Genomic DNA, 26943 nt, shown 5'->3' on the forward strand with positions numbered 1-26943 from the left:
CGGGGACAAGCCTTGCCGGTGCCGTCGCTGCGACCTCGCGCGCCAGCATCGGTACTGACGCGGTTGGGAGTGAAACGCATCAAAGATGCGCGCGCACTCTCAGCGAACAGGTGTGTAACGATACAGATGCCAGCGATGCAGCGGATGCCGACAGGGTGGGACCGGGGTTTCGCGCAAGGGCGCGGCCGGACAGTCGAACAGTGTCCGCTGGGCCTCGACGCGAAAGCCCGCGATGGCCGGCGGCGCGCCGAAGCGGGTCACCAGCCAGAAGGGACCAGCCACCGTCTCGGGATCCACGCGCGGGGCAATCCGGCCCCGCAGATACTCGGATGGACGGGTCAGACCGGGCCATTGACTGGTGTCCAGATCCGGTTGATGGAAACGCAGCATGGCCGCGGTCTGATAGCGATCCGCATAAACGGGAGCGTCCAGTTCAGTGCCGATCCGCGCCAGTTCCGCGAAGCCATGGGTCTCGCGCAAGATGCGATTCTGACTGTCGGGTAGCGGGAGCGCGCCGGTCGCGGCATGCACGGCATAGAGACTGACCAGCAGTAGATTGACCGCCGCCGCCGCCAACACCCAGCGTCGCACCCGTCGCAACCAGACCGCCGCCAGCGGCGCGGCCGTGAGCAGATACATGATCGGCCAATTGGCCTCCACGTCGCTCATGGTCGCGACCAGGGCAAAAAAGCCCAGCGGGAAGACGGTCGCCGCGCTCAGCAGCACGCGCGCATGCGGCTGGAACGCTGGAGATTGAGCCAGTCGTTCCGAGGGAGTGGATTGAGGATCGCCATCTCGCCGGGCGGACTTGCCCCAGCGCGTCAGCCAGGGCGCCAGCAGCAGCGGTAGGCCAAGCAGCCCCCAGAACGCCAGTTGCGTCGCAAGATAGCCGAACAGGCTCCCGAGTCGCTCGCCGGGAGACTCGGGGCCGGCATGATCGATGGCGCCAGCGGGCGCCGAGGCGAGCGGCCCCATCTCAGTCGAGAAACCATGCCCGAACTGGAAACGCATCGTCAGCCAGTCATGGTTCGCGTTCCAGAGGATATTCGGCGCGAACACCAAGAGCGCCATCAATGCGCCCAGATAGGGCCAGGGCGTGCGCAGCGCCCGCCAGTCCGCGCGCAGGATCGCCCAGAGCAGGATCGGGCCGATTAGGACCATGGTGTATTTACCGAGCAGCCCAAGCCCGACCGCCACGCCGGCCGTCAGCCAGCGTCGGCGCTCTCCGGCCAGCGCGCGCTCGCCCTCGTGCAAGGCCAGCGCCCAACCCAGCGCCAGCGCGGTATCCGGCGTGGTCAGCACGCCGCCGGCCAGTCCGGGCAGGGTCGCGAATGCCAGGATCAGCGCGAGCGTCAGATCCCGGTTGTCCGTCAGCCCGCAGTTGCGATAGAAACGGGCGAGCACCAGCAGGGTCAGCGTCCCGGCGATCAAACCGCCAAGTCGGGCCATGAACGCCGAGCCCGGTGCGAGCAGCGTTCCGAGTCCAAGGAACGCGACACCCGGCGGATGATCGAAATAGCCCCAGGCCAGGCTGCGCGCCCAGTCGAAGTAATAGGCTTCGTCCTGCGTGACCGGCAGCAGGGCGGCAATCGCGATTCGCCAGACGATCAGGATGGCGATCAGGATCAGCGGGAGTCGCCACATCCGAGTACGCGATGGGTCCGTCATGGTGCGATACATGATGCCTCGTTAAAGCGCGTCTCGGCACAGACCGCTGACGATTCGAAAAGGCGGCGACATGCAAAAAAGCGCCGTTGACGACGGGCGCGATTTTAGAGTGCGCGCACCAACGCAGCCGGCGCCAGCGCTGGCCGATCCAGTCGACGGGCCGAATCACGTTCCACAAATAGGCCGCCCGCTCGGGCACGAACCGCGTTAAGATCCAGACCAACCACAGCAATCAAGGTGCCGCGATGGACATCGAACTGATCGAGATCCAGGAGTTCCTGGCCAACCATCCACCTTTTGATCAGCTCCCGGAGGAGACACTCGCACGCCTGCCCAAACGTCTGTCGGTGCGCTATTTCCGTCGCGGCTCGCCGTTCCCTCCCGAAGACGCCGACCAGCCTTATCTCTACATTCTGCGCAAGGGTGCGGTGGAACTGCGCGATCCGCAAAACGAACTGGTTGGCAAGCTGGCCGAGGGCGATCTGTGCGAAATGCAGTGCCGTCAGCCATCCCAAGGTTCCGACGACCAAGGGAGTACCGCCGAGGACACGCTGGTCTATGCGCTACCCTGCGCGGATCTGGCGCAACTATGCCACGATCATCCCGCCTTTGCCGAGCACTTCGAGCAATCGGTCTCGAACCGTCTGCGCAAGGCGCTGGATGTCATGGTCGATGCGCCTGCCACCGGCACCGGACTGATGACCGTGCGGGTGCGGGATATGGTCAATCGCGCCCCGATCGTCACCGCGCCCGATACCAGCATCCGCGAGGCGGCCCGGATCATGTCCGAGCATCAGGTCTCCTCGCTGATCGTCATGGACGGGGAGCGTCTGGCCGGCATGATCACCGACCGCGATCTGCGCGGGCGCTGTATCGCCGCCGGTCTGCCGACGGATCGGCCGGTGCGCGAAATCATGACCGAGAAGTTGCAGACCGTGGACATGGATACCCTGGGCTTCCAGGCGCTCATCGCCATGACCCGACTGAACGTACACCATCTGCCGGTGCTCGACGAGGGACGCGTCGCGGGGCTGCTCTCCTCCACCGATCTGACGCGCTTCCAGAGCAGCAATTCGGTCTATCTGGTCGCGGACATCCACCGCGCCAAATCGGTCGAGGTGCTGGCACGGATCGGCGACAAGATCTCGGAATTACAAGTTCACCTGATCACCGGGGGGGCGACCGCCAACCATGTCGGGCAGGCGGTGAGCGCGATTACGGACGCCATCACGCTGCGTCTGATCGAGCTGGCGGAGGCCGAGCTCGGCGCGCCGCCCGTGCCTTATGCCTGGCTGGTGGGCGGCTCTCAGGCGCGGCGCGAGCAATCGTCCCATTCGGATCAGGATAACGCGCTGCTGATCGCGGACCATGCGCGGCCCGAGGACGACCCCTGGTTCGCGGCGCTCGCCAAGTTCGTCAACGATGGTCTCGACGCCTGCGGTTTCATCTATTGCCCCGGCGACGTGATGGCGTCCAATCCCAAATGGCGTCAGCCGCTGCGCATCTGGCACAAATATTTCGCGAATTGGATCGTCAAGCCGGAGCCCATGGCCCTGATGCTCTCCAGCGTCTTTTTCGATCTGCGCCCGCTGCACGATCCGGAAAATCTCTATGCCGAATTGCAGGAGCGCATGCTGGAAAAAACCAGGTCAAACCGGATCTTTATCGCCTACCTCACCGCGAACGCGGTGAAAAACCGTCCGCCGCTGGGCTTTTTTCGCAATATCGTACTGATCCATGGCGGCGACCATAACCATACCTTCGACATCAAGCACCGCGGCACGGTCCCCATCATCGACCTGGCGCGGGTCTATGCGCTGTCCGCCGGCATTCCCGAGATCAATACCATCGAGCGCCTGCAGGCCGCCGCCGAGTGCGGCGCGCTGAGCAAGGATGGGTCGGCGAACCTGATCGATGCGCTCGAATTCATCGGTACCCTGCGCATGCGCCATCAGGCGCGTCAACTGCGCAACGGGCAGAAGGCCGACAATTTCGTGTCGCCGGACGATCTGTCGCCGCTGGAACGGGGGCACCTCAAGGAGGCGTTTCTGTTGATCAACACCATGCAGGAATCGCTGGGGCAGCGTCATCAGGCCGGCCGCTTCGCCTGAACGCCGCCGCGGGAATCCGACATGCTTTCATTGCTCGACTGGCAGCGCCGCTGGCGCCTGCGCCGCGCGCCGCCAGGCCCCTTGCGCGACTATCTGCAACAGCCCTTCGCGCATCCGCGAACGGATTATCGCGAACTGGAATATCTGGCCATTGATCTTGAGACGACCGGACTCGACAGTCGCCGCGACCTGATCCTGAGCGTCGGCTATGTGGTCTTGCGCGGGGTCCGGATCGACCTGTCCACCGCCCGGCACCAGGTGGTGCGCATCGACCGTTCCATTCCGGAGGCGAGCGCGGTCATCCATCAGATCACCGACGACCAGTCGGCCGAGGGCTGCGAACTCGTCGACGCGATCGCGGAACTGCTGCCGGCGCTGGCGGGCAGGATCATGATCGCCCATCATGCCAGCATCGAGCAGAGCTTCATCTCCAATGCCTGCAAACACTTTTGGGGACAAGGTCTGCCGATGCGGATCGTCGACACCCAGGCGCTGGCCCTGCGCACCTTCGAGCGGCGGCAGATCCCCTTCAAGGTCTCCGATCTCCGTCTGCATGCGCTCGGCAATCGCTACAATCTTCCCCGGTACGGTGCCCACAATGCGCTCAGTGACGCGCTCGCCGCTGCCGAACTCTTTCTGGCCCAAGCGGCCTATCGGGACGATGGCCGGGGCCTGCCTCTCGCCGATTTCCTGTGTTGAACTCCTAGATACTGATAGTGCGACGGTTTAGTATTGTCGGCCAACGCGAGTACAGCGGCGCCTGCTTGTGGGCAAGCGTCCTGCGTCGTCAGGGTTTCCAGACCTGACAGGGCAGGCCAGGATGGCAGCTCTTATGCAAAGAGCAAGCTTCGTCAGCAAGAGTTAAGCGCAACGGTACTCGCCGGTCATCGGCTTCGAGGATGCCTGGCATGGTATCCACTGACCCCGATTAACACGCAACCCAGAACCGAGGAGACGACACCTATGTCGGAAGAAAAGGTCTATGCAGTGCCCGCGGAAATCGCCGCGAAAGCCCACGTCAACGCCGAGCAGTACGCCCTCATGTACCAACGCTCGATCGACGATCCGGCGGGCTTCTGGGCCGAGCAGGCCGAGCAATTCCTGACCTGGTCCAAGCCGTGGGATTCGGTGATGGATTACAGCTTCAAGGCCGACGATCTGCACATCAAGTGGTTCCAGGGCGGCAAGCTTAACGTCTCCTATAACTGTCTGGATCGTCATCTGGCCACCCGTGGCGATCAGGTCGCGATCATCTGGGAGAGCGATAACCCGAACGAGGATCGCAAACTGACCTACCGCGAACTGCACGCGGAAGTCTGCAAACTTGCCAATGTCTTCAAGTCGCGCGGCGTCCAGAAGGGTGACCGCGTCTGCATCTACATGCCGATGATCCCCGAGGCGGCGGTCGCCATGCTGGCCTGTACCCGCATCGGCGCGGTGCATTCCATCGTCTTCGGCGGCTTCTCGCCCGACTCGCTGCGCGACCGCGTGCTCGACTCCGAGTGCAAGCTGGTCATCACCTCCGACGAGAGCGTGCGCGGCGGGCGTCATATCCCGCTGAAGAAAAACGCCGATACGGCGATGCTGGAATGCCCGAACGTCGAGACCGTGGTCGTGGTCCGGCGCACCGGCGGCTCGGTCGAATGGACCGAAGGCCGCGACATCTGGTACCACGAGGCCATCGCCGCCGCCTCCGCCGAGTGCGCGCCCGAGGAGATGGACGCGGAAGACCCGCTGTTCATCCTCTATACCTCCGGCTCCACCGGCAAGCCCAAGGGCGTGCTGCATACCACCGGCGGCTATCTGGTCTATGCCGCCATGACCCATAAATACACCTTCGACTATCAAGAAGGCGAGGTCTACTGGTGCACCGCCGATGTCGGTTGGGTCACCGGCCACACCTATATCGTCTACGGACCCCTGGCGAATGGCGCCACCTCGCTGATGTTCGAGGGCATCCCGAACTACCCGGACATGTCGCGCTTCTGGGAGGTCATCGACAAGCACAATGTCGCCATCTTCTACACCGCGCCCACTGCCATCCGCTCGCTGATGCGCGCCGGCGAAGAGCCGGTCAAGAAGACCTCGCGTCAGTCGCTGCGCGTGCTCGGTTCGGTCGGCGAACCGATCAACCCTGAGGCCTGGGAGTGGTATTACCGCATCGTCGGCGACGAGCGCTGCCCGATCGTCGACACCTGGTGGCAGACCGAGACCGGCGGCCATCTCATCACCCCGCTGCCCGGCGCGACGCCGCTCAAGCCCGGTTCGGCCACGCGCCCCTTCTTTGGCGTGGTCCCGGCACTGGTCGACCCGGCGGAAGGCACCCTGATCGAGGGCGCTGGCGAAGGCGCGCTGGTCCTGTCGCGTCCCTGGCCGGCGATGATGCGCACGCTCTATGGCGATCACGCGCGCTTTGCCGACACCTATTTCCGGCAGTATCCGGGCTATTATTTCACGGGTGACGGCGCGCGGCGCGACGCGGACGGCTATTACTGGATCACCGGACGCATCGACGACGTGCTGAACGTCTCGGGCCATCGTCTCGGCACCGCCGAGATCGAATCGGCGCTGGTGCTGCATCCGCATGTCGCCGAGGCGGCGGTGGTCGGTTATCCGCACGACCTCAAGGGTCAGGGCATCTATGCCTATGTGACCCCGATGGCCGGTGTCGAGCCGACCGACGACCTGAAGAAAGAGCTAGTGGCCATGGTGCGCGGCGAGATCGGTCCGATCGCCATCGTCGACATCATCCAATGGTCCCCCAGCCTGCCCAAGACCCGCTCGGGCAAGATCATGCGCCGAATTCTGCGCAAGATCGCCGCCAATGAGATCGATTCGCTCGGCGATACCTCGACCCTGGCGGATCCGACCGTGGTCACCGATCTGATCGAGAATCGCGCCAACCAGTAAGACCGTCCATGCGTCAGCGATGCACTCCCCAAAACCTTGGAGAGCGCATCGCTGTCTTGAGTGTAATCATCAACGAATGCAAAACTTGAAGAACCATCAGCGCAGGTGCACGACTCCACCATTCATATCGATTTATCGTCATTTTCTGTCTTTATGCCAGAATCGGAAAGCATGGATGCCGCACAGGATGTCGCGACCACCCCGGCATTCGTAAAACGAGCGCAAAGGGTCTTCCTTTTTATTTAAATAACCGAGGTTCAGTTTGAGTTCTCATTTTAGAGTTGGGGTCTTCGTCGATGCCGAAAACGTCCGTTACAATGGCGGCTATCAGATGCGCTATGACGTGCTGCGCCGCTTCGCGGCCCGCGAGGGCGGCATTCTGCAGCGACTGAACACCTACATGGCCTTCGACGCCGAACGGGCGCGCGAGGACATCGAATATCGCAAAAAGGCTCAGACCTACCAGCAGATGGTCCGCGACTTCGGCTGGAAGATCACCGTCAAGCTGGTGCGTCGCTATACCGATGAAGCCGGCAATGTCACCACCAAGGCGAACGCCGATCTGGATATGGCCGTGGATGCCATGCTGCAGGCGCAAAAACTCGATCAGGTGCTGCTGGTGACAGGCGACGGCGACTTTCTGCAGGTCGTGGAGGCGCTCCAGAATACCGGCTGCCGGGTCGAGTTGATGGGCTTCAAGAATGTCTCGCGCCAGCTCCAGCAGCAGGTGGACGCCTTTTACTCCGGTTTCCTGATCCCCGACCTGCTCCCAGTCTCCTACGAACCCCGCAACGAATGGGGCAAGCCGGGATCCTGCGTGCGTGGGGTCTGCACCAAATGGTTCGCCGACAAGGGCTATGGATTTCTGCGCATCATGACGGTCATTTCGCCAAATCTATGGATCACTGACCCGCGCGAACCGGACTCTCCTTACGCCAGCGTCTTCTGCCATGCCAACGAGCTTGCCGAGGATGTCAATGAGGATCTGCTGGCGAACCGGGAAACTGTGCTCGAATTCTATGTCAACGAGAGCGACCAGAAAGATAATGGACTGGTCGCGAATAACGTTAGGCTCGCGTTTACGGTGAATCGATAATCAGGAATGACACACCATGTCAATGGATCAAGCCACGATCAAACCCTCGGGACTGGCATGGCGATTGGTTAAGGATCACTTGCTCACCGAGCAACAGATGAGGGCCGCCTATGAGGATTCGTCCCGGCAGGGACGTGCCTTCGTGCGTCATCTCATCGAACAGAAACTGCTCGACAGTCGGCGCATCGCGGTGGCCGCCTCGCATGAGTTCGGTGTCCCGCTGCTGGATCTCAGCGCCTTTGATCTCAGCAATCTGCCCCTGAATCTGGTCGACGAACGCTTGATCCGCAAGCATCGCGCCCTGCCGCTGCTGCGCCGGGGCAACCGTCTGTTCCTCGCGCTGTCCGATCCCACCAACGACCAGGCGCTGGAGGAGATTCGCTTCAATACCGGCCTCTCCACCGACGCCATCTTGGTGGAAGAAGACCGGCTGAACGCAGCGATCGAGACCGCGATCGACGCGCAAGACACCACGACCATCAGCGAATTTGTCGATGGGGATCTGGAAAAGCTCGACATCGCGCCAGAGGATGACGAACAGCGCGACGAATCCGAAGCCAACATCGATGACGCGCCCATCGTGCGCTATATCAACAAGATCCTCGTGGACGCCATCACGGCCGGCGCCTCCGATATCCATTTCGAGCCCTTCGAGAAGTTTTTCCGGATCCGCTTCCGCCAGGATGGCATGCTGCGCGAGGTTGCCAGCCCTCCGCTCAATACCGCCGGACGGCTGACCGCTCGCCTCAAGGTCATGTCGCGCATGAACATCGCCGAGCGGCGCGTGCCCCAGGATGGCCGCATCCGGCTGAAGTTGAGCCGCTCGCGCGACATCGATTTCCGTGTCAATACGCTGCCGACCCTCTATGGCGAAAAGGTCGTGCTGCGGATCCTGGATTCGTCCTCGGCACAGGTCGGTATCGAGGCGCTCGGCTTCGAACCCGAACAACGTGAGTCATTTCTCAACGCGATCAAGAAACCCTATGGCATGATCCTGGTGACCGGCCCCACCGGGTCCGGCAAGACGGTCTCGCTCTATACGGCGCTCAATCTCTTGAATCAGCCCGAAATCAACATCTCCACCGTCGAGGATCCGGTCGAAATCCAGGTGGCCGGTATCAATCAGGTCAACCTGAACCCCAAGACCGGGCTCACCTTCGCGTCCGTCCTGCGCGCCTTTCTGCGCCAGGATCCGGACATCCTCATGGTCGGCGAGATCCGCGACCTGGAAACCGCCGAGATTGCCGTGAAGGCCGCCCAGACCGGACATCTGGTGCTCTCCACCCTGCATACCAACGACGCGCCGCAAACCCTGACCCGCCTTGCCAACATGGGGGTCCCGCCCTTCAACATCGCCTCCTCGGTCCTGTTAATCATGGCCCAGCGGCTCGCCCGGCGGCTCTGCGTCCATTGCCGGAAGAAACTCGATCTACCGCGCGAGGCGCTGCGCGAAGAGGGGTTCTCCAATGAAGAAATCGACGCCGGCCTGACCATTTACGGACCGGTCGGCTGCGAGCAATGCAATAAAGGTTACAAAGGGCGGGTCGGGATCTTTCAGGTCATGAAGGTAACGGACGCCATCACCCGCCTGATCCTGCAAGGCGGCGACGCCATGCAACTGGCCGATCAGGCACAGCGCGAGGGGGTCTCGGATCTGCGCCAGTCCGGTCTGCGCAAGGTCAAGGCCGGACTCATCGGCCTGGAAGAGCTCAATCGGGTCACCAAGGATTAATTTACTGCGGAGTTAGCACGATGGCACTGGCAGTCGCAAGCAAGGTCAAGCCGAAACCCAAGGTCGAGGCCGAAAAAGCCCGCGTCTTTGCCTGGGAGGGCATGGATCGGCGCGGAGCAAAGGTCAAGGGCGAGACCCGCGCGGCCAATATCAACCTGGTGCGGGCCGATCTGCGCCGCCAGGGCGTAAACGCGACCAAGGTCAAGATGAAGCCTAAGCCGCTGTTCGGCGGCGGCAAGAAAAAGATCACCAGCGCGGATCTTTCGATCTTCACCCGCCAGTTGGCCACCATGATGGGCGCGGGTGTCCCACTGGTCCAGGCGTTCGATATCGTGGCACGCGGTCACGAAAATCCTTCGATGCAGGATTTGCTTTTATCCATCAAGGCGGACATCGAGAGCGGGACATCGATGGCGCTGTCCTTGGGCAAGCACCCGCTCTACTTCGACGATCTGGTCTGCAACCTGGTCGCCGCCGGCGAACAGGCCGGTATCCTCGATAATCTACTCGACAAGATCGCGGTCTATAAGGAAAAGACCGAGTCCATCAAGGGCAAGATCAAAAAGGCCATGTTCTATCCGGTGGCGGTTATCGCGGTGGCCGTGATCGTAACCGTGGTCATCCTGCTGTTCGTCATCCCGCAGTTCAAAGAGCTTTTTACCAGTTTCGGCGCCGATCTGCCGGCCTTCACCCTCATGGTCATCGGACTCTCCGATCTCCTCAAGGAATGGTGGTGGGCCTTCTTCATGGGCATCGGCGGCGTCATCTATAGCTTCGGCTATGCCTACAAGCGCTCGCGGGGGATGCGCGAGGCGATCGATCGCATCGTCCTGAAGATCCCGATCATCGGCACCATCCTGAACAAGGCCGCCATCGCCCGCTTCGCGCGCACGCTCTCCACCATGTTCGCCGCTGGCGTGCCGCTGGTGGAGGCGCTCCAGTCGGTCTCGGGCGCAACCGGCAACATCGTCTATCAGGACGCCGTGCTGAAGATGCGCGAGGAGGTCGCCACCGGTCAATCGCTGCAATTGGCCATGCGCCAGCGCGACCTCTTCCCCCACATGGTGATCCAGATGACGGCCATCGGCGAGGAATCGGGCTCGCTCGACGCCATGCTGGGCAAGGTGGCCGATTTCTACGAGGAACAGGTGGATAACGCGGTGGACAGCCTGAGCAGCCTGCTCGAACCCATGATTATGGTTATCATCGGTGGTCTGGTCGGCAGTCTGGTGGTCGCCATGTATCTGCCGATCTTCAAACTCGCGTCGGTGGTTTGATCGTCATGCCGGAATTCGCCTGGATCGAAGTGCTCGAACAGAACCCGGCGCTGCTCGCCGTCGTGGCCATCCTGTTCGGCCTGATTGTCGGCAGTTTCCTGAACGTCGTGATCCTGCGTCTGCCCAGGATGATGGAAGCGGAATGGGCGCGCGACTGCGCCGAACTCGCCGGAGATCGCGCCGCTGCCGACGCGACAGCGCCGGAACCGTCCGCTCCCCGGCTGTCACTGTCCTCACCGCCCTCCACCTGCCCGGCCTGCGGCCATCGCATCCGCGCCCACGAGAATATCCCGATCCTGAGCTATCTGCTCCTGCGCGGGCGATGCTCGGCCTGCAGCGTCGGCATCAGTCCGCGCTATCCCATCATCGAGGGATTCACCGCTCTGCTGACGCTGGCGGTCGTGATGCAGTTCGGTCTGACCTGGCAAACGCCGCCGGCCCTGCTGTTGACCTGGGCGCTGGTCGCCTTGGCGCTCATCGACTACGACACCCAGCTCCTGCCCGACAGCATCGTCCTACCTCTGGTCTGGCTGGGCCTGATCCTGAGCCTGTTCGGACTCTTCGCCGACAGTCAGGCGGCCATCGTGGGCGCGGTGGCCGGTTATTTGAGCCTCTGGACCGTCTTTCAACTCTTCCGGCTCGCCACCGGCAAGGAAGGCATGGGTTACGGCGACTTCAAGCTGCTGGCGCTCTTTGGCGCCTGGCTCGGCTGGCAGTTCCTGCCCCAGGTCATCCTGCTCTCCGCCCTGACCGGCGCACTCTTCGGTCTGATCCTGATCGCCGTCGGACGCCATCAGAGGGATAACCCCATGCCCTTTGGTCCCTTTCTGGCGGCGGCGGGTTGGATCAGCCTGATCTGGGGTGACGCAATCAATCAGGCGTATCTGCAGATCAGCGGACTTGGATAGCGAACCGTGTCCGTTCACACGATGATTGGTTCATACGCCCCCGCGCCGATACACGAACGACACGGAGCACGCCGGAGGCGGTTTCGATGTTCACCGTCGCACTGACCGGCGGCATTGGCAGCGGAAAATCCACCGTGGCCGATCAACTCGGCGCGCTCGGCGCGGGCGTCATCGACACCGATCTCCTGGCGCGCGAGCTGACCGCCGCCGGCCATCCGGTGCTGGAACGCATCGCGGCCGTTTTCGGGGAATCGATCCTGCAATCCGACGGTTCGCTCGACCGCGCCGCCTTGCGCGAACGGGTCTTTCGCTCGCCCGCCGAGCGCGCCCGACTGGAGTCCATCCTGCATCCGGCCATCAAGTACCTGATGCTGGAGCGGCTCGCGACACTCGACACACCTTACGCGGTGCTCGTCATCCCGCTGCTGTTCGAGACCGGCCAGGAGACCCTCGCCGACCGCGTCCTGGTCGTCGACATCCCCGAACACGTTCAGATCGAGCGAGTCAAACGCCGCAGCGGTCTGACCGAGGACGAGATCCTTCGGATCGTCGCCAGCCAGTGTCCCCGTCAGGAACGCAACGCCCGCGCCGACGACATCCTCGACAACCGCGGCGATCCAGCAGCGCTGTCCTCCCAAGTCAGGCATCTCCATCGCCGCTATCTCCAACTCGCCAAATCAAAATAATTGCTTTATTGGCGCTTCCGTTTTATGGTCCCAAACACGCGACAGAATCAACGTCGCGTGGCATCCACAGGGATTATTAGAGAGGAAAAACCAATGAAAAAAACCATTTTGCTCGACTCCGCACGGATTACGCTGTTCTCTTCCTTACTCATCGCCCCCCTGGCCTGGCAACCGGCCAACGCGGCATCCGCCTGCAAGGGCATGGAGCAGGCCGCCTGCGAAACGAACGCGGAATGCCGCTGGCAGGCCGGCTACACGCGCAAGGACAACGTCCAGGTCGCAAGCCACTGCCGAGCATTACCGAAGAAAAAAGAGGCCGTCACCGAACCGGCGAAGACCCTCGATAAACCGAGCACACCTTAGCGGCCTGCTGTCTGGCCGATCCCGCGGGATCGGCCGCCGTTTGCCCCTCGTCCCCCACGCATCGCTAGGTCGCTTTGCACATCAGGCGACACGGAATGTCCGGATACCACTTACGCCATTCGTGTCATTTCGGCGTTTCTGTCTCAGGCGGACCGGAAGTCGCCGACAGGTCCCAGATGGATGGCGAGTGGAAGAGCCGCGAGAGCTGGAGTTCGCGCTCGATCTCGATCTCGCGGGGCAGATGATCGCCGAACCGCGTGAAGAGTTCCTCCTGATCGTTGGTCTCCTGACGCGCGACCTCGCGATCGATGTTCATGATCGCGTAAAAATCGTCACGACTGAAATCCAGACCCTCCCAATTGAAGGCGTCATAGTTCGGAATCCAGCCCAGCGGACTCTCCACCCCCGCGCCCTGATGATTGCAACGCTTCACGATCCACTCCAAGACCCGCATGTTCTCGCCGAATCCCGGCCACATGAAACGCGAGTGGCTGTCCTTGCGGAACCAGTTGACGCGGAAGATGCGTGGCGGCGTGGCGACATGACGGCGCCCCATCCGCAGCCAATGGCGCCAGTAGTCGGCCATGTTGTAGCCACAGAAGGGCAACATCGCCATGGGGTCGCGTCGCATGGCGGCCTGGCCGATGGCGGCGGCGGTCGCTTCCGAGCCCATGGTCGCGGCCATGTAGACGCCGTGCTCCCAGTTGTAGCTCTGGAACACCAGCGGGAAGTGCTTGCTGACCCGACCGCCGAAGAGGAAGGCGCTGATCGGCACGCCCTTGGGATTCTCCCACTCCGGATCGATCGAGGGACAGGCCGAGGCCAGCGCGGTGAAGCGGGCGTTCGGATGGGCGGCCGGGCGGCCGCAGCCGGGGGTCCAGTCATTGCCCTGCCAATCGATCAGGTGCTCGGGCGGCTCCTCGGTCAGACCCTCCCACCAGACATCGCCGTCGTCGGTCAGGGCGCAGTTGGTGAAGATGGCGTCATGGCTGGTGGCGGCGAGCGCGTTGGGGTTGGAGCTTGCATTGGTGCCGGGCGCGACGCCGAAGAGGCCATATTCCGGATTGATCGCGTAGAAGCGACCGTCAGCGTTCGGCTTGATCCAAGCGATGTCGTCGCCGATGGTGGTCACCTTCCAGCCCTCGTAGCCGGCGGGCGGGATCAGCATCGCAAAGTTGGTCTTGCCGCAGGCGCTCGGGAAGGCCGCCGCCACATAGAGCTTCTCGTGCTCGGGTGACTCGACACCCATGATCAGCATGTGCTCGGCCAGCCAGCCCTCGTCGCGCGCCATGACCGAGGCGATGCGCAGCGCCAGACACTTCTTGCCGAGCAGCGCGTTGCCGCCATACCCGCTGCCGTAGGACCAAATCTCGCGGGTCTCCGGAAAATGGGTGATGTACTTGTCCTCGATGCGCGCGGCGCAAGGCCAGGGCACGTCCTCCTCGCCGGGGTGCAGCGGAGCGCCCACCGAATGGATACAGGGCACGAATTCGCCGTCCGGACCGAGCACGTCGAGCACGGGCTGACCCATGCGCGTCATGATGCGCTGGTTCACGACCACGTAGGGCGAGTCAGTGATTTCGACACCGATATGGGCAATCGGCGAGCCCAGCGGCCCCATGCTGAAGGGGATCACGTAGAGGGTGCGGCCCTGCATGCAGTCCTTGAAGATCTCCTTGAGCAGCGGCTTGGCCTTGCGCGGATCCATCCAGTTATTGGTTGGGCCGGCGTCCTCCTCGCGCGTCGAACAGATGAAGGTGCGATCCTCGACCCGCGCGACATCGCTGGGGTGCGAGCAAGCCAGATAGGAGTTGGGACGCTTGTCGGGATTCAGTCGGACGAAGGAGCCGGTCGTGACCATCTCCTCGCAGAGCCGGTTGTACTCTTCCTGGCTGCCATCGCACCAGTAGATGCGGTCGGGGCGACAGAGCGCGGCGATCTCATCGACCCAGTCGAGCAATTTTCGATTACTGGTGCGCGTGGCGCCGTCGTGGGAACTGGTCATAAGTCATGGATTCCTGAAAAGCGGTTGGAAGGATCGGGCGATCGGTCGAATCGGGGCGTTCGTGGAATGGCGAGGTTGTAATAATGGGGTCTGACTCCACGAGGCTGTCGAGTCGACGCGGGCCATGCGGGTTCGCTTAAATCTGACACCAGGAGTTAGACCCTGGATTCAAGCAAAACTGGCGCCAAAGAGCAAAAGGCCCGTTGATGACGGTATTCGTTAAGGACTGGCGCGGTTCTTGAGTCGTGATCGCGCATCGTGATGAGGCATCAGGATACCCGACACGCACCAAAAATGCCCGCGCCAACCATTGGGGTTTGAGTAAAATCATGCGATGTCAGCGCGTCGGAAGGAAGGGCACGAAGCTCGATGATGGGTAGAGTCGCTGCATTTCTGTCAAAATAACAACACGAAAGGCCCAACAACCCACAGATCGAAATGAACCGACCCGACGAGATCGTCATCGCCCGTCCCGACGACTGGCATCTGCATCTCCGCGACGGCGCGGCGATGGCGGATGTCGTTCGTCACACTGCCCGCCAGTTCGCGCGGGCCATCGTCATGCCGAACCTCAAACCGCCGGTGGTCGGCACGGCTCAAGCGCTCGACTATCGCGCGCGGATTCTGGCCGCGCTGCCCGCGGGTAGCGAATTCCAGCCGCTGATGACGCTCTATCTCACCGACCAAACGGCGCCCGAGGAGATCGCTACCGCCAAGGCGAGCGGCGCGGTGGCGGCCTGCAAGCTGTATCCGGCGGGGGCGACCACCAACTCGGAGAGTGGCGTGACCGACCTGGCGCGTCTCTCTCCGGTCATGGAGGCGATGCAGCGCGCAGGTTTGCCACTGCTGGTGCATGGCGAGGTGACGGATCCCGAGGTAGATATCTTCGACCGCGAACAACGCTTCATCGCGGAACGTCTCGACTGGATCGTGACGAATTTCCCCGCGCTCAAGGTGGTGTTCGAGCATGTCACGACGGCGGACGCGGTGGATTTCGTCCGCGCGGGGCCGGACACGCTGGCGGCGACCATCACGCCACACCATCTGCTTTACAACCGCAACGCCATCCTGGCGGGCGGCATCCGCCCGCATTTTTATTGCCTGCCGGTGCTCAAGCGCGAGCGCCATCGTCTCGCCTTGCTGGAGGCGGCCGTTAGCGGACATCCGCGCTTTTTCCTGGGGACCGACAGCGCTCCTCACGCCCTTGGGGATAAGGAAAACGCCTGCGGCTGCGCGGGCGTTTACAGCGCTCATGCCGCGCTCGAATTCTACGCCGAGGCATTCGAGCAGGCCGGCGCGCTAGATCGGCTGGAAGGGTTCGCCAGCCATTATGGAGCGGATTTTTATGGACTCGCCCGCAATCCGGGGACCATTCGGCTGTGCCGCGAATCTTGGCGGGTACCGGAGCAGTATCCCTTCGGCGCAAGCCGCGTCGTCCCGCTGGCCGCCGGGGAAAGTCTGAACTGGCGGTTGGTCGATGAAGCCGCGTTCACCGCCAAAACCGACGCGGTTTAAGGCGCCGGGCTTTCGGTCTGGGTCAACCGCACGGCATTCGATGCTGGCGGGGCATCGAGATCCGGATCGGTCGGCGCTGGCGGCAAGGCTGGCGCGGACTCGGAATCCGGCACGGCTGGGGGTTCCGGGAAGGCGATCCGAGTACGGAGCACCGGACCAGCAAACATGTCCAGCAGGCTTTGATCACGTTCATAAATATCCGGACGAAAACGAACCGCGCCATGCTCGTCGGCGCGGGCGGTCAGATAATAGAGCAGCACCGGCAAGGTTTTCTCAAGGTTGACGTACCGAGTACGACTGCTGCCGAGCACCTGGTCGATCCTGCCACGATCCCAGTTCGACTCCTGAAGCAGGATCTCCGCGAGCCTGACCGGATCCTGAACCCTCACGCAACCATGACTGAGCGCCCGATGATCGCGCGCAAACAGCCCCTTGTTGGGCGTGTCGTGCAGATAGACCGAATGTCGGTTCGGAAACATGAATTTGACACGACCCAGGGCATTGCGCGGTCCCGGTTGCTGGACGACCTGGTAACGTTTGTAGTTGCTCGCGTCGCCGCCACTGGACTTGCGGCCCGTTCGACGGTCGACCAGCGTGTAGCTTGAGGAGACCCGCCCCATCGTCTTCTGGATCGAGATCGGCACCGTCCAGGTCGGATTGAAGACCAGGTGGTCCATGGTGTCCCGGAACATCGGCGTCTGGGCGTCCTTTTCGCCGACGATCACGCGCGTACTCCAGACGATCCCGCCGTCGCGCACCACATGCGCCTTGTAGTTGGCGACATCGACGAACACGTAATCGGTGTCCAGATCATTGTAGAGCCAGCGCATACGCTCCAGATTGATGCGAATGCGCTCGACCTTCCCCGCATCGAACGGCTGGTTCAGGGCGGCGATCGTCGCCGGCCCCACCGCGCCATCCGCGGACAAGCCGAACCGCCGCTGAAAGGCGACCACCGCAGCGTGGAGCGACTCATCGAATCGCGTTGCATCCGACGGCACCGGGATCTCGTGATCGTCGATCAAACGGAGTCGCTCCCGCACCAAGGCCACCCGAGGATCACGGTTGCCCTGCATCAAAATGGCCCCCGCCGGCAGGGGCGCGAGCCCCTCCAGATTCGCCTTGCCCAAATACCTCGCAAGTCCGCGCTTGAGATCCTCGTACCAGAAGGGATACTGAAACCGGGATGACAGAAAGGCGTCAGGATCGTCAGCTTCCAGCGCACCCATCATGTCGGCGAGCAGTTGCTCGGCGGGAACCGGCTTGCGATCGTTGCGTTTCGGATCGACCGCAACGGGATCGAGCTTGCCAAAACGGGTGTGATGAACATAACGCAGCAGCGCGTCGCTGAGTTTGATGTCCGCGCCGATACGCTCCGCCTCGGAGAGCGCATCGAAGGCATGTGGAAGACTCAGCTCGCGCAGGGTTTCCACATGGAAATCCTGGGGCGCGAAGCCTTCCAGGCGACTTTCCTCGACTAGGAGCAGAAGGGCGTCGATCCGTGCTGGCTCGGTCCAGACGGGCTGATGGTCGCGCCGCGCGTAAAACTCGGCGAGCAGACGACCTGACAGCAGGTGAACGCCGTCCACGGCGGCGGTCTCGGACTCGCGCAACGACTCCAGGGTGCGGCCTAACAGCGAGGACGGATGCGCCAACGCGGGTAGGAAGGCGAGCAGGAGTGAGAAAATACTCGGATAAACATGGAACTTCATCGCCCGTCCTCAAGGACCATTGCAGAGATGGCCACTATACCGTTTCTGGGAAACCTGTAGGTGTCTTCAAAATACGACAGAGGCCGCAAGCGCTCGGTCAGACTTCGCCAACCAATTGTGCCCGCCCATCCTCGTGAACCGTCTCCAGACGCACGGCAAACCCCCACAGACGTCGAATATGGCGCAGCATCTCATTGATTGAGTCGCCCAAGGGTCGACGATGATGCGAAAAATGACGCAGGGTCAGCGAGCGATCTCCCTGTCGATCCACCTTGAAGACCTGAATATTCGGCTCGCGGCTACCGAGATTATATTGCTCCGCGAGCCTTAGACGCAGCGCCCGATAGCCCTGTTCCTCGTGGATATCCGTCACTTCCAGGTGCTCTTCGCGATCGTCGTCACGAATCGCGAAAAAATGGAAATCCCGCATCAGGGTTGGCGATAAATACTGGGCAATGAAGCTTTCGTCCTTGAAGTTGCGCATGGCGAAATCCAGCACCCGGCGCCAATCGCCGCCAGCGATGTCCGGAAACCATTCGCGATCTTCAGCGGTCGGCCGTTCGCAGATGCGGCGGATGTCGCGCATCATCGCAAACCCCAGCGCATAGGGATTGATGCCATTGTAATACGGCACATCGAATGACGGTTGAAACACGACTCCGGTATGGGATTGCAGAAACTCCATCATGAAACCGTCGGTGACAAAACCATCGTCATAGAGATGGTTCATGAGGGTGTAATGCCAGAAGCAGTTGTGATTGATGAAACAGGAGGCCTTGTAGGCATGCGAGCGTTCCACACTGAAATCGAAGACTGGCCCCTCGTCGTCTTCGATGGATTCGATCGTTGTCAGATCATCCTTGTCGAGGAACCATTGGACGGATTCCAGCGTCTCCCGCAGGCGTTGACGCTTGTACGTCAGGCGAAAACCGATCTGCTCCGCGAAGCGTCTGACATCCTCGCCAGTGATGACGAGCCGGAAGATCCCATCCCGCTGTGGCCGCAAGGAGCTGACGATGCCCAGATTCAGGATCAGTAGTTGCTCGATCAGCAACAACTCGCGACTCTTGCTGACCAGGATGACCTGACGATCCTGTTTCGAGACACAGCCGTCGGTATCGAAATGCCCGCGAAGAAAGGCTTGGACCACGGGGCATGGCGATTTGAGGATGATCTCGGGCACCTGTTTGCGCGCCGCGGCGCCCCGACCGGTCGCCATCTGGAACGTCTGTTGGAACAGGCGTGCCAGGGTGGTGCTATGAATCGTCGAGTTGAAATGGTTACGATCCGCTCGGCGTGAGGCCTCGACACCGAAGTTGTCGAACAGCGTTTGCTCAAAGAAATCCAGCAACTCTGGATCCTGCGAGGTGAGATTCACGCGGCGGGCATCGACGAATCCATCTCCGATCACCTGACCAAGCACTTCGGCCAGATCAGGGTTCAGGGTCCGCGGGCGTCGGGGTAGATCCTCGGGACTCTGCAAGGAGAGCGGCAGTTTCGGGTCGACCAGAATGGCCTCCCACTCGTCACGACAGGCCTGCAAGCGGGTGACCGTCTCGGCGCGAACCGACAGACCTGGAGCGGCGCGATGCCATTTGTAATAGGTGCTGGTCGACACCTCATGCTGATGACAGACCTCAGCGATGCGGGGTCGGGCCAACAGATTGTAGTCGATGACGACCTCGGTCTCGGCGAACAGACCTTGGCCGCGCCGGATCTCCACGCGATCCCCAACCTTCAGATCCTGGAGTTCGATCCAGTCCCCGGCCACCAGGATTCGGTGATCCGCGCCGCCATGCAATTCATAGCCGTGACGAGTACGGATGCGGACACGCCGCTTGGCCGGGTGCGCAAACCAGTTGATAACCCGATTGCCATCCTCGACGCACCCCGAAAACTGCGATTCCACGAGTTCCTGGGCGCGTATCAGCCCCCGATCCGTGACGATCAAGGTCTCGCCCGTCACGCAGGCCCAACCCTCGTTCATCACCTGGGTCTGACGCTGCGGATAAAAATACTGGCCGATCTTGCGCACGATCCGCACGATTTCGCGCTGCCAGGGTTCGAGCAGCGGCGCGTTTTTCTCGATGAAATACAGCAGATTTTCCTGCGGTTCCTCGGGCCAGCGCGATTCCTGCCGGGCACCCTCAACACCGCCCACCGTGGGAATGGTCCGCCAGAGATCGTTGATCTGCGACTGAAGATAGGTCTCGCGCTCGCGCTGACGGCGCTGCTCCTCCGCCATGCTGAGCGGAGCCGGGCGTTTGTAGCGGTCGACGCCATGATTCATCAGCGCATGGCAGGAATCGAGCAGCAGCTCGACCTCCTCCTGACCATAACGCTCCTCGCATTGAGCGATGTACCGGCGGGCAAAGACCAGATAATCGATGATGGCGTCGGCGCTGGTCCAGGTGCGAAAGAGATAATTCCCCTTGAAGAAGCTGTTATGACCATAGCAGGCATGGGCAATGACCAGCGCCTGCATCGGCAGCGTATTCTCTTCCATCAGATAGGCGATACAGGGATCGGAATTGATCACGATCTCATAGGCCAAACCCATCTGGCCGCGCCGATAGGTCTGTTCGGTCGCGACGAATTGCTTGCCGAACGACCAGTGCGGATAATTGATCGGCAGACCCACGGAGGAATAGGCGTCGATCATCTGCTCGGAGCTGATCACCTCGATCTGATTGCGATAGGTCTCCAGCCCATAGACATTGTGGGCGAGATTCCCGATTTCCTGATCGAAACGCTCCAACAGAGGGAAAGACCACTCCACGGATTCGGAAATGATGTTCTGGCTCATGCCTCCTGCCTCTTGAAGAGTTCCCGGAACACGGGAAAGATGTCATCCGCGCCGTCGATTTCCTGCATGGCGAAATGAGAATAAGCGGCCATGACTTCCTGATAGGCATACCAGAGACTTTGATGCTGACGCGGCGTGATCTCGACATAGGCGTAATAGCGCATCAATGGCATGAGTCGATCGATCAGGAGATCCCGGCAGACGCCCGAATCCGAATCCCAGTTATCGCCATCCGACGCCTGGGCGGCATAGATGTTCCAGACGCTCGGATCGTAACGCGCGCGCAGAATCTCATCCGCCAGATTCAAGGCGCTGGACACCACCGTGCCGCCGGTCTCGCGGGAATAGAAAAACTCCTGCTCATCGACCTCCTGGGCAATGGTGTGATGACGGATAAAGACCACCTCGATCTTGTCGTAATTACGCTTCAGAAACAGATACAGCAGGATAAAAAACCGCTTTGCCAGGTTCTTGCGTGCCTGATCCATGGAACCTGAAACATCCATGATACAGACCATCACCGCCTTGCTGGTCGGCTCCGGCTGTTTCACGAAACTCTGGTAGCGCAGATCGAAGGTATCGATAAAGGGCAGCGCGGCAATGCGGGTCTTGAGCCGGTCGATCTCCTCGCGCAAGGCGCACAGTTGCGGGTCATCCTCGGCGACTCCGGCGGCCAGCAGGGTCGCGATCTCGGATTCCAGTTCACGAATGCGCGCACGCAGGGGCGCCCCGATGGCGGTCCGGCGTGCGATGGCGCCTTTCAGCGAACGGACCACATCGATATTCGAGGGCGGGCCGACGGTCGCATAGCCGGCACGGATCGATTTGAATTCGGTCGTGCCAATCAGTTGATTACGCACCAGATGCGGCAATTCAAGATCCTCGAACAGCAGATCCATGAACTCCTCGCGCGACAACTCGAAGACGAAATCGTCGTCTCCCTGTCCATCTTTGCTGGCCTTCCCCTGTCCCGAACCCTCGCCGCCGCTCTCCGGACGACGCAGGCGATCACCCTTCTGAAAATCCTTGTTGCCGGGGTGCACCAGGTCACGGACCCCGCCCTTTCCATGGTGGAACACCGGCTCCGAAATATCCCGCGACGGAATCCCGACCTTCTCGCCGGAATCGATGTCGGTAATGCTGCGCCGGTTGACCGCATCCGCCACGGAACGCTTGAGCTGGGTCTTATAGCGTTTGAGAAAACGCTGGCGATTGACCGCGCTCTTGTTCCTGCCATTCAGACGCCGGTCGATGAAGTTTGACATAGGTGCTCGCTTGGAACTGCCGCTTATCGTTCGAACTCGGAAATCAACTCGACTTCCTGACCCGCAGATACCACTCCGACAACAGCCGCACCTGTTTTGGCGTATAGCCCTTATCGGTCATGCGATCGACAAACTGATCGTGCTTCTTTTGTTCGTCCACCGATGACTTGGCATTGAACGAGATGACTGGCAGCAGATCCTCGGTATTGGAAAACATCTTCTTCTCGATCACCACGCGCAGCTTCTCGTAACTGGTCCACTTCGGATTCGCCCCGCCATTCTTGGCCCGTGCCCGCAGCACGAAGTTCACGATCTCGTTGCGGAAGTCCTTGGGATTAGAGATGCCCGCCGGCTTTTCGATCTTCTCCAGCTCCTCGTTCAGCGCCACGCGATTCATCATCTCGCCGGTATCCGGATCGCGGTATTCCTGATCCTGAATCCAGTAATCCGCATAGACGACATAGCGATCAAAGATGTTCTGTCCGTACTCCGCATAAGACTCCAGATAAGCCGTCTGCAATTCCTTGCCGATGAACTCGGCATAGCGTGGCGCGAGATATTGCTTGAGATAACTCAGATAGCGTTCCTGGGTCTCCGGCGGCAATTGCTCGCGGGCGATCTGGCGCTCCAGGACATAGAGCAGATGGACCGGATTGGCCGCCACCTCGGTATGATCGAAATTGAAGACCTGAGACAGGATCTTGAAAGCGAAGCGGGTCGAAATTCCGGACATGCCCTCGTCGACCCCGGCATAGTCGCGGTATTCCTGCACCGACTTAGCCTTGGGATCGGTGTCCTTCAGATTCTCGCCGTTGTAGACGCGCATCTTGGAAAAGATGCTGGAGTTCTCCGGCTCCTTGATGCGTGTCAGGGTCGAGAACTGAGCCATCATCTCCAGGGTGCCGGGCGCGCAGGGCGATTCGGCGAGCGAGCTGCCGCGTAGGAGTTTGTCGTAGATCTTGACCTCTTCGTTGACCCGCAGACAGTAGGGCACCTTGACGATAAAGACCCTGTCCAGAAAGGCTTCGTTATTCTTGTTGTTGCGGAAGGTCTGCCATTCCGACTCGTTTGAGTGAGCCAGAATGATCCCCTGGAAGGGCAACGCCGAGAGCCCCTCGGTGCCGTTATAGTTGCCTTCCTGGGTCGCGGTCAGCAGCGGATGCAGCACCTTGATCGGCGCCTTGAACATCTCGACGAATTCCATGATGCCCTGATTGGCGCGGCACAGCGCGCCGGAATAGCTGTAGGCATCCGCGTCGTTCTGCGCAAACCGCTCCAACTGACGGATATCGACCTTGCCCACCAGCGAGGAAATGTCCTGATTGTTCTCGTCCCCCGGCTCGGTCTTGGCGATCGCAACCTGCTCCAGCATTGATGGATACAGCTTCACCACCTTGAACCGGGTGATATCGCCACGGTACTCCTGCAACCGCTTCACCGCCCAGGGCGACATGATGGTGCGCAGATAGCGCGACGGAATCCCATAATCCTCTTCCAGAATGGGGCCGTCCTCCTCCGGCGAAAAAAGCCCGAGCGGTGACTCGAACACCGGCGAACCATGAATGGCGTAGAAAGGCCGCTCCTGCATCAGTTCCTTGAGTTTTTCGGCCAAAGATGACTTGCCTCCGCCCACCGGCCCGAGCAGATAGAGGATCTGTTTTTTCTCCTCCAGACCCTGGGAGGCGTGCTTCAGATAGGACACCAGATGCTCGATCGGTTCCTCCATCCCGTAAAACTCGGAGAAGGCCGGATAGCGCCGCAGCATCTTGTTTTGAAAGACCCGGCTCAAGCGCGGATCGTCGCGGGTGTTGACCATCTCCGTCTCGCCGATCGCCATCAGCAGACGCTCCGCGGCGCCCGCATAGGCGCTCGGGTCCGACTTGCAGAGTTGCAGATACTCGTCCAGGCTCAACACCTCCTCGCGGGAGGCTTCATACCGTGCCTGGTAGCGTTCGAAGATCGACATAGAGGTTACCTCGCTCGGAAACTGATGGTGCCCACCCGGCCCGGCGTTGACAGCGCCAATTGCAATAAACGCTCGGGGCGAGGAAGGTAAAAGACAAGGTTTGGTCTAACTAAAAGCAAAAATTGCGCCATTGCGAGTCAAGCCGAGTCAGCGACGATACCCAACTTCAGGCACAGTGCGACCGACGCATAAACGACACATCGGATGCCCGAAGCGGTTTAACCCCGCACAGCAACCTGTCGGCGACGTAAAGGGGCTGAAACCAGAGAAGCGATGCCGGATGAGCAAACCTAATCCGCACTAAACAAGTGCGTCAAGTGCCAATAGTCGGTTGGTCTTTCGATTACCTGCCCGCCCTGAATCGAGAGTGTCTTCACAACGACTATAGAGCGCGTGCGATGCAACAGGTTCAGTGTCCGCACATCATGAGCGCATTCCGATTCGCCACTCCTGCGGCGAGTCCGGTCGAGTCTCGGTATCGTGTCCCAGATGATCCCCTAGTCAAGCGACACCAGGAACTGACGGCAATTCTCATTTTGACCATGGTGCCTTACAGTTCCTGACCGACAGCCACTGGACTCCGAATCTTGAATTTCAGGCGTGATGTACTAGGCATAAGTGCCCGACACCCCCATCTTTCGTGCTCTGGACGCGGTTTAGGGGGATGACTCGATGAACGTGGGTGTGCCGAAAGAAATCAAGAACCACGAGTACCGCGTCGGCCTGACACCGGCATCGGTCCATGAACTGACGGCAAGAGGCCACCGGGTGCTCATGGAATCGCAGGCCGGCGCGGCGATCGGCATGAGCGACGAGGATTATCGGGCCGCCGGCGCGGTCATTCTGCCAGTGGCCACCGAGGTCTTCGACCGGGCCGAACTGATCGTTAAGGTCAAGGATCCGCAGGCCGCCGAGCGCCGGCTGCTCAAGCCGCATCACACGCTCTTTACTTTTTTGCACCTGGCCCCGGACATCGCTCAGACCCGCGATCTGATGGCGAGCGGGGCGCTCTGTATCGCCTATGAAACCGTCACCGACGTGGCGGGCCATCTGCCGCTGCTCGCGCCCATGTCCGAAGTGGCGGGGCGCATGTCGATCCAGGCCGGCGCGCATTGTCTGGAAAAAGCGCAGGGCGGACGTGGCGTGCTGCTGGGCGGCGTTCCTGGAGTCGAGCCGGCGCGCGTGACCGTGCTCGGCGCGGGCGTGGTCGGACGCAACGCCATCGCCATGGCCGTCGGCCTCGGGGCGGAGGTGACCGTCCTGGACCGGGATCTCGGCGCCTTGCGCCAACTGGACGAGCGCTTCGGGAATCGGATCAAGACGCTCATGTCCACGGCTCGCCACCTGGAGGTGGCCGTGCTGGAAGCGGACTTGGTGATTGGCGCCGTGCTGATTCCCGGCGCGACCACGCCCCGGCTGGTCAGCCGCGAGCTGGTCGCCCGGATGAAACCGGGCGCGGTGCTGGTGGATGTCGCCATTGATCAGGGCGGGTGCTTCGAGACCTCGCATCCGACCACGCATCAGGATCCGACGTTTGAAGTCGAGGGTGTCGTTCACTATTGCGTGGCGAATATGCCGGGTGCCGTGGCCCGCACTGCGACGCTGGCGCTCAATAATGCCACTCTGCCCTTTGTCCTGGCACTGGCGGACAAGGGCGCCCGGCAGGCGCTGCTCGATGACCCGCATCTGCTGAATGGTCTGAACGTGGCCAATGGGTTGCTCTGTCGCCGAGAGGTGGCACAGGCCCAGCGGGTGGATTTTGTCCCCGCGCTGGACGCGCTTGTTCAGCGATGAGGTACGCGTGTATCCGGACAGATGGCCGGATGCCGCGGCTCGCCAGCGATCTTCCGCCAAGAATTCGTCATTCCAGAGGTGGCGTTGGGATCCAGGCTGGAGAGCTGCCTTGCACTTGCAATCTTTTCGAATCTACTTAATACTTTTCGATATGGAAAGATTTGTCGGCATTGGTGAAGCGGCGAAGACGCTGGGTGTGTCAATCACGACGCTCCGGCGCTGGGAAGCGTCCGGCAAGTTGATCGCCGAACATACGGCGGGCGGCCATCGCCGTTATGACTTGGCGAAGCTGCGGCCCGAGCTGTTCCGCGCCGAGGAAGCGGCCAGCCGGCGCACCGTCGCCTATGCCCGCGTGTCCAGCCACGATCAGGAGGCCGACCTGGAACGGCAGAAGCAGGTTTTAGAGCTGTACTGCGCGCGTCAAGGTTGGACGTTCGAGGTGATCGCCGACCTTGGCTCTGGCCTGAACGATCGCAAGACGGGCCTGAAGCGGCTACTGAATACCGTCATCGATGGACAGGTTGGGCGGTTGGTTATTACCCACAAAGATCGCCTGCTGCGCTTCGGCGCGGAACTGGTGTTCGCCATTTGCGAGGCGAAGCAGGTTGAGGTGGTGATTCTTAACCAGGGCGAGGATACGACGTTTGAAGAGGATCTGGCGAACGATCTCCAGGAGATCATCGCCGTGTTCTCGGCGCGGCTGTACGGCAGTCGCTCGCGCAAGAACCAAAAACGGCTGGATGACGTGAAAAAGGCCGTGGACGCGTCATGCTGATCGCCCACCGAATTGAACCGCGCCCCCGCCCGGACAGGCTGCCGATCTGGATCGCGTCGGTGGCTCTCGGCGGCATTGCGACACCAGTTGCCGGCTCTTGGAGGCGTGTCTTCAATTCTCGTTGCGTGGTATGAGCACGAAGATCAAGAGCGTCTCCATCCCTTGAGCGGATGGCCGGAAGGTAGGGGCGAATTCATTCGCCGCGCCTGTTGCGCGGTGGCCGGGAGGATCGGGTCGGGCTGACGGGATTGCGCCCGTCAGCCCTCCCACACCACCGGACATGCGGTTTTCCGCATCCGGCGGTTGGACCCAGCCACCATTAAGCGGCGGCGAGGTCTGATGGAACCCACAATC

The 26943-nt window shown here is 61.3% G+C and carries 19 protein-coding genes; 12 read left to right on the forward strand and 7 right to left on the reverse strand.

Features of this window, described 5'->3' with window-relative positions; all coding sequences use genetic code 11:
• Window positions 1–99: 99 nt before the first annotated feature.
• Window positions 100–1680 carry a glycosyltransferase family 39 protein gene (locus CCR95_RS12400; protein ID WP_201094731.1) on the reverse strand — a complete coding sequence of 527 codons (1581 nt, stop codon included), beginning with the start codon at window positions 1678–1680 and terminating at the stop codon, window positions 100–102.
• 233 nt (window positions 1681–1913) lie between these two features.
• Between CCR95_RS12400 and CCR95_RS12405 the strand changes: the two genes are divergently transcribed.
• The 9 genes from CCR95_RS12405 (at window position 1914) to CCR95_RS12445 (ending at window position 12751) form a co-directional block, all read left to right on the forward strand.
• Window positions 1914–3779: a DUF294 nucleotidyltransferase-like domain-containing protein gene (locus tag CCR95_RS12405; protein WP_201094733.1), complete on the forward strand. Its 1866-nt coding sequence runs from the start codon at window positions 1914–1916 to the stop codon at window positions 3777–3779.
• Between the two features lie 21 nt (window positions 3780–3800).
• Window positions 3801–4478, forward strand: coding sequence for an exonuclease domain-containing protein (locus CCR95_RS12410; RefSeq protein ID WP_201094735.1), 678 nt, complete (start codon window positions 3801–3803; stop codon window positions 4476–4478).
• Between the two features lie 264 nt (window positions 4479–4742).
• On the forward strand, window positions 4743–6689 hold the full coding sequence (acs, locus tag CCR95_RS12415; RefSeq protein WP_201094737.1) for an acetate--CoA ligase: 1947 nt from the start codon (window positions 4743–4745) through the stop codon (window positions 6687–6689).
• A gap of 262 nt (window positions 6690–6951) precedes the next feature.
• Complete coding sequence (locus CCR95_RS12420) at window positions 6952–7785, forward strand: NYN domain-containing protein (protein WP_201094739.1); 834 nt, start codon at window positions 6952–6954, stop codon at window positions 7783–7785.
• Between the two features lie 16 nt (window positions 7786–7801).
• On the forward strand, window positions 7802–9517 hold the full coding sequence (pilB, locus tag CCR95_RS12425; protein ID WP_201094746.1) for a type IV-A pilus assembly ATPase PilB: 1716 nt from the start codon (window positions 7802–7804) through the stop codon (window positions 9515–9517).
• 20 nt (window positions 9518–9537) lie between these two features.
• Complete coding sequence (locus tag CCR95_RS12430) at window positions 9538–10794, forward strand: type II secretion system F family protein (protein WP_201094749.1); 1257 nt, start codon at window positions 9538–9540, stop codon at window positions 10792–10794.
• 5 nt (window positions 10795–10799) lie between these two features.
• A complete protein-coding gene (locus CCR95_RS12435) occupies window positions 10800–11702 on the forward strand; it encodes a prepilin peptidase (RefSeq protein WP_242523218.1) in 903 nt (300 codons plus the stop codon).
• A gap of 86 nt (window positions 11703–11788) precedes the next feature.
• Window positions 11789–12388: a dephospho-CoA kinase gene (gene coaE, locus CCR95_RS12440; protein ID WP_201094751.1), complete on the forward strand. Its 600-nt coding sequence runs from the start codon at window positions 11789–11791 to the stop codon at window positions 12386–12388.
• 93 nt (window positions 12389–12481) lie between these two features.
• Complete coding sequence (locus CCR95_RS12445) at window positions 12482–12751, forward strand: hypothetical protein (protein WP_201094753.1); 270 nt, start codon at window positions 12482–12484, stop codon at window positions 12749–12751.
• Window positions 12752–12875: 124 nt separating this feature from the next.
• Here CCR95_RS12445 and CCR95_RS12450 read toward each other — a convergent pair whose 3' ends face one another.
• Window positions 12876–14756: a phosphoenolpyruvate carboxykinase (GTP) gene (locus CCR95_RS12450; RefSeq protein ID WP_201094755.1), complete on the reverse strand. Its 1881-nt coding sequence runs from the start codon at window positions 14754–14756 to the stop codon at window positions 12876–12878.
• Window positions 14757–15194: 438 nt separating this feature from the next.
• Between CCR95_RS12450 and pyrC the strand changes: the two genes are divergently transcribed.
• Complete coding sequence (gene pyrC / locus CCR95_RS12455; protein WP_201094757.1) at window positions 15195–16271, forward strand: dihydroorotase; 1077 nt, start codon at window positions 15195–15197, stop codon at window positions 16269–16271.
• On the opposite strand, the gene CCR95_RS12460 is transcribed toward pyrC, so the two are convergent.
• The 4 genes from CCR95_RS12460 to CCR95_RS12485 all read right to left on the reverse strand — a co-directional run bounded on the left by CCR95_RS12460 (window position 16268) and on the right by CCR95_RS12485 (window position 24020).
• A complete protein-coding gene (locus CCR95_RS12460) occupies window positions 16268–17983 on the reverse strand; it encodes a L,D-transpeptidase family protein (RefSeq protein ID WP_201094766.1) in 1716 nt (571 codons plus the stop codon). The two genes, pyrC and CCR95_RS12460, sit on opposite strands and share 4 nt — an antisense overlap.
• A 97-nt stretch (window positions 17984–18080) precedes the next feature.
• A complete protein-coding gene (locus tag CCR95_RS25305; protein WP_242523219.1) occupies window positions 18081–20789 on the reverse strand; it encodes a SpoVR family protein in 2709 nt (902 codons plus the stop codon).
• Complete coding sequence (locus tag CCR95_RS12480) at window positions 20786–22054, reverse strand: YeaH/YhbH family protein (RefSeq protein ID WP_201094768.1); 1269 nt, start codon at window positions 22052–22054, stop codon at window positions 20786–20788. Before CCR95_RS12480 ends, CCR95_RS25305 begins: the two co-directional genes overlap by 4 nt.
• Before the next feature lie 43 nt (window positions 22055–22097).
• On the reverse strand, window positions 22098–24020 hold the full coding sequence (locus tag CCR95_RS12485) for a PrkA family serine protein kinase (RefSeq protein WP_014776808.1): 1923 nt from the start codon (window positions 24018–24020) through the stop codon (window positions 22098–22100).
• Window positions 24021–24692: 672 nt separating this feature from the next.
• Here CCR95_RS12485 and ald point away from each other — a divergent pair.
• Both ald and CCR95_RS12495 read left to right on the forward strand, forming a co-directional pair.
• Window positions 24693–25814, forward strand: a complete 1122-nt coding sequence (ald, locus tag CCR95_RS12490) for an alanine dehydrogenase (protein ID WP_201094770.1) — start codon at window positions 24693–24695, stop codon at window positions 25812–25814.
• Window positions 25815–25965: 151 nt separating this feature from the next.
• Entirely contained in the window at window positions 25966–26589 is a 624-nt protein-coding gene (locus CCR95_RS12495) for an IS607 family transposase (RefSeq protein ID WP_201094785.1), read from the forward strand.
• A 111-nt stretch (window positions 26590–26700) separates the two neighbouring features.
• Here CCR95_RS12495 and CCR95_RS24945 read toward each other — a convergent pair.
• The coding region (locus CCR95_RS24945; RefSeq protein ID WP_207188606.1) for a hypothetical protein at window positions 26701–26943 on the reverse strand (243 nt) is incomplete at its 5' end.

Source organism: Thiocystis minor, from assembly GCF_016653465.1.
In the GTDB taxonomy this organism is placed as follows: Bacteria; Pseudomonadota; Gammaproteobacteria; order Chromatiales; family Chromatiaceae; genus Chromatium; species Chromatium minus.

Coding starts and splice junctions, on each gene's coding strand:
- pilB (WP_201094746.1), top strand. CDS start 7,802: ATGTCAATGGATCAAGCCACGATCAAACCCTCGGGACTGGCATGGCGA.
- CCR95_RS12495 (WP_201094785.1), top strand. CDS start 25,966: ATGGAAAGATTTGTCGGCATTGGTGAAGCGGCGAAGACGCTGGGTGTG.
- acs (WP_201094737.1), top strand. CDS start 4,743: ATGTCGGAAGAAAAGGTCTATGCAGTGCCCGCGGAAATCGCCGCGAAA.
- CCR95_RS12430 (WP_201094749.1), top strand. CDS start 9,538: ATGGCACTGGCAGTCGCAAGCAAGGTCAAGCCGAAACCCAAGGTCGAG.
- ald (WP_201094770.1), top strand. CDS start 24,693: ATGAACGTGGGTGTGCCGAAAGAAATCAAGAACCACGAGTACCGCGTC.
- CCR95_RS12445 (WP_201094753.1), top strand. CDS start 12,482: ATGAAAAAAACCATTTTGCTCGACTCCGCACGGATTACGCTGTTCTCT.
- CCR95_RS25305 (WP_242523219.1), bottom strand. CDS start 20,789: ATGAGCCAGAACATCATTTCCGAATCCGTGGAGTGGTCTTTCCCTCTG.
- coaE (WP_201094751.1), top strand. CDS start 11,789: ATGTTCACCGTCGCACTGACCGGCGGCATTGGCAGCGGAAAATCCACC.
- CCR95_RS12460 (WP_201094766.1), bottom strand. CDS start 17,983: ATGAAGTTCCATGTTTATCCGAGTATTTTCTCACTCCTGCTCGCCTTC.
- CCR95_RS12480 (WP_201094768.1), bottom strand. CDS start 22,054: ATGTCAAACTTCATCGACCGGCGTCTGAATGGCAGGAACAAGAGCGCG.
- pyrC (WP_201094757.1), top strand. CDS start 15,195: ATGAACCGACCCGACGAGATCGTCATCGCCCGTCCCGACGACTGGCAT.
- CCR95_RS12450 (WP_201094755.1), bottom strand. CDS start 14,756: ATGACCAGTTCCCACGACGGCGCCACGCGCACCAGTAATCGAAAATTG.
- CCR95_RS12410 (WP_201094735.1), top strand. CDS start 3,801: ATGCTTTCATTGCTCGACTGGCAGCGCCGCTGGCGCCTGCGCCGCGCG.
- CCR95_RS12400 (WP_201094731.1), bottom strand. CDS start 1,680: ATGTATCGCACCATGACGGACCCATCGCGTACTCGGATGTGGCGACTC.
- CCR95_RS12485 (WP_014776808.1), bottom strand. CDS start 24,020: ATGTCGATCTTCGAACGCTACCAGGCACGGTATGAAGCCTCCCGCGAG.
- CCR95_RS12405 (WP_201094733.1), top strand. CDS start 1,914: ATGGACATCGAACTGATCGAGATCCAGGAGTTCCTGGCCAACCATCCA.
- CCR95_RS12435 (WP_242523218.1), top strand. CDS start 10,800: ATGCCGGAATTCGCCTGGATCGAAGTGCTCGAACAGAACCCGGCGCTG.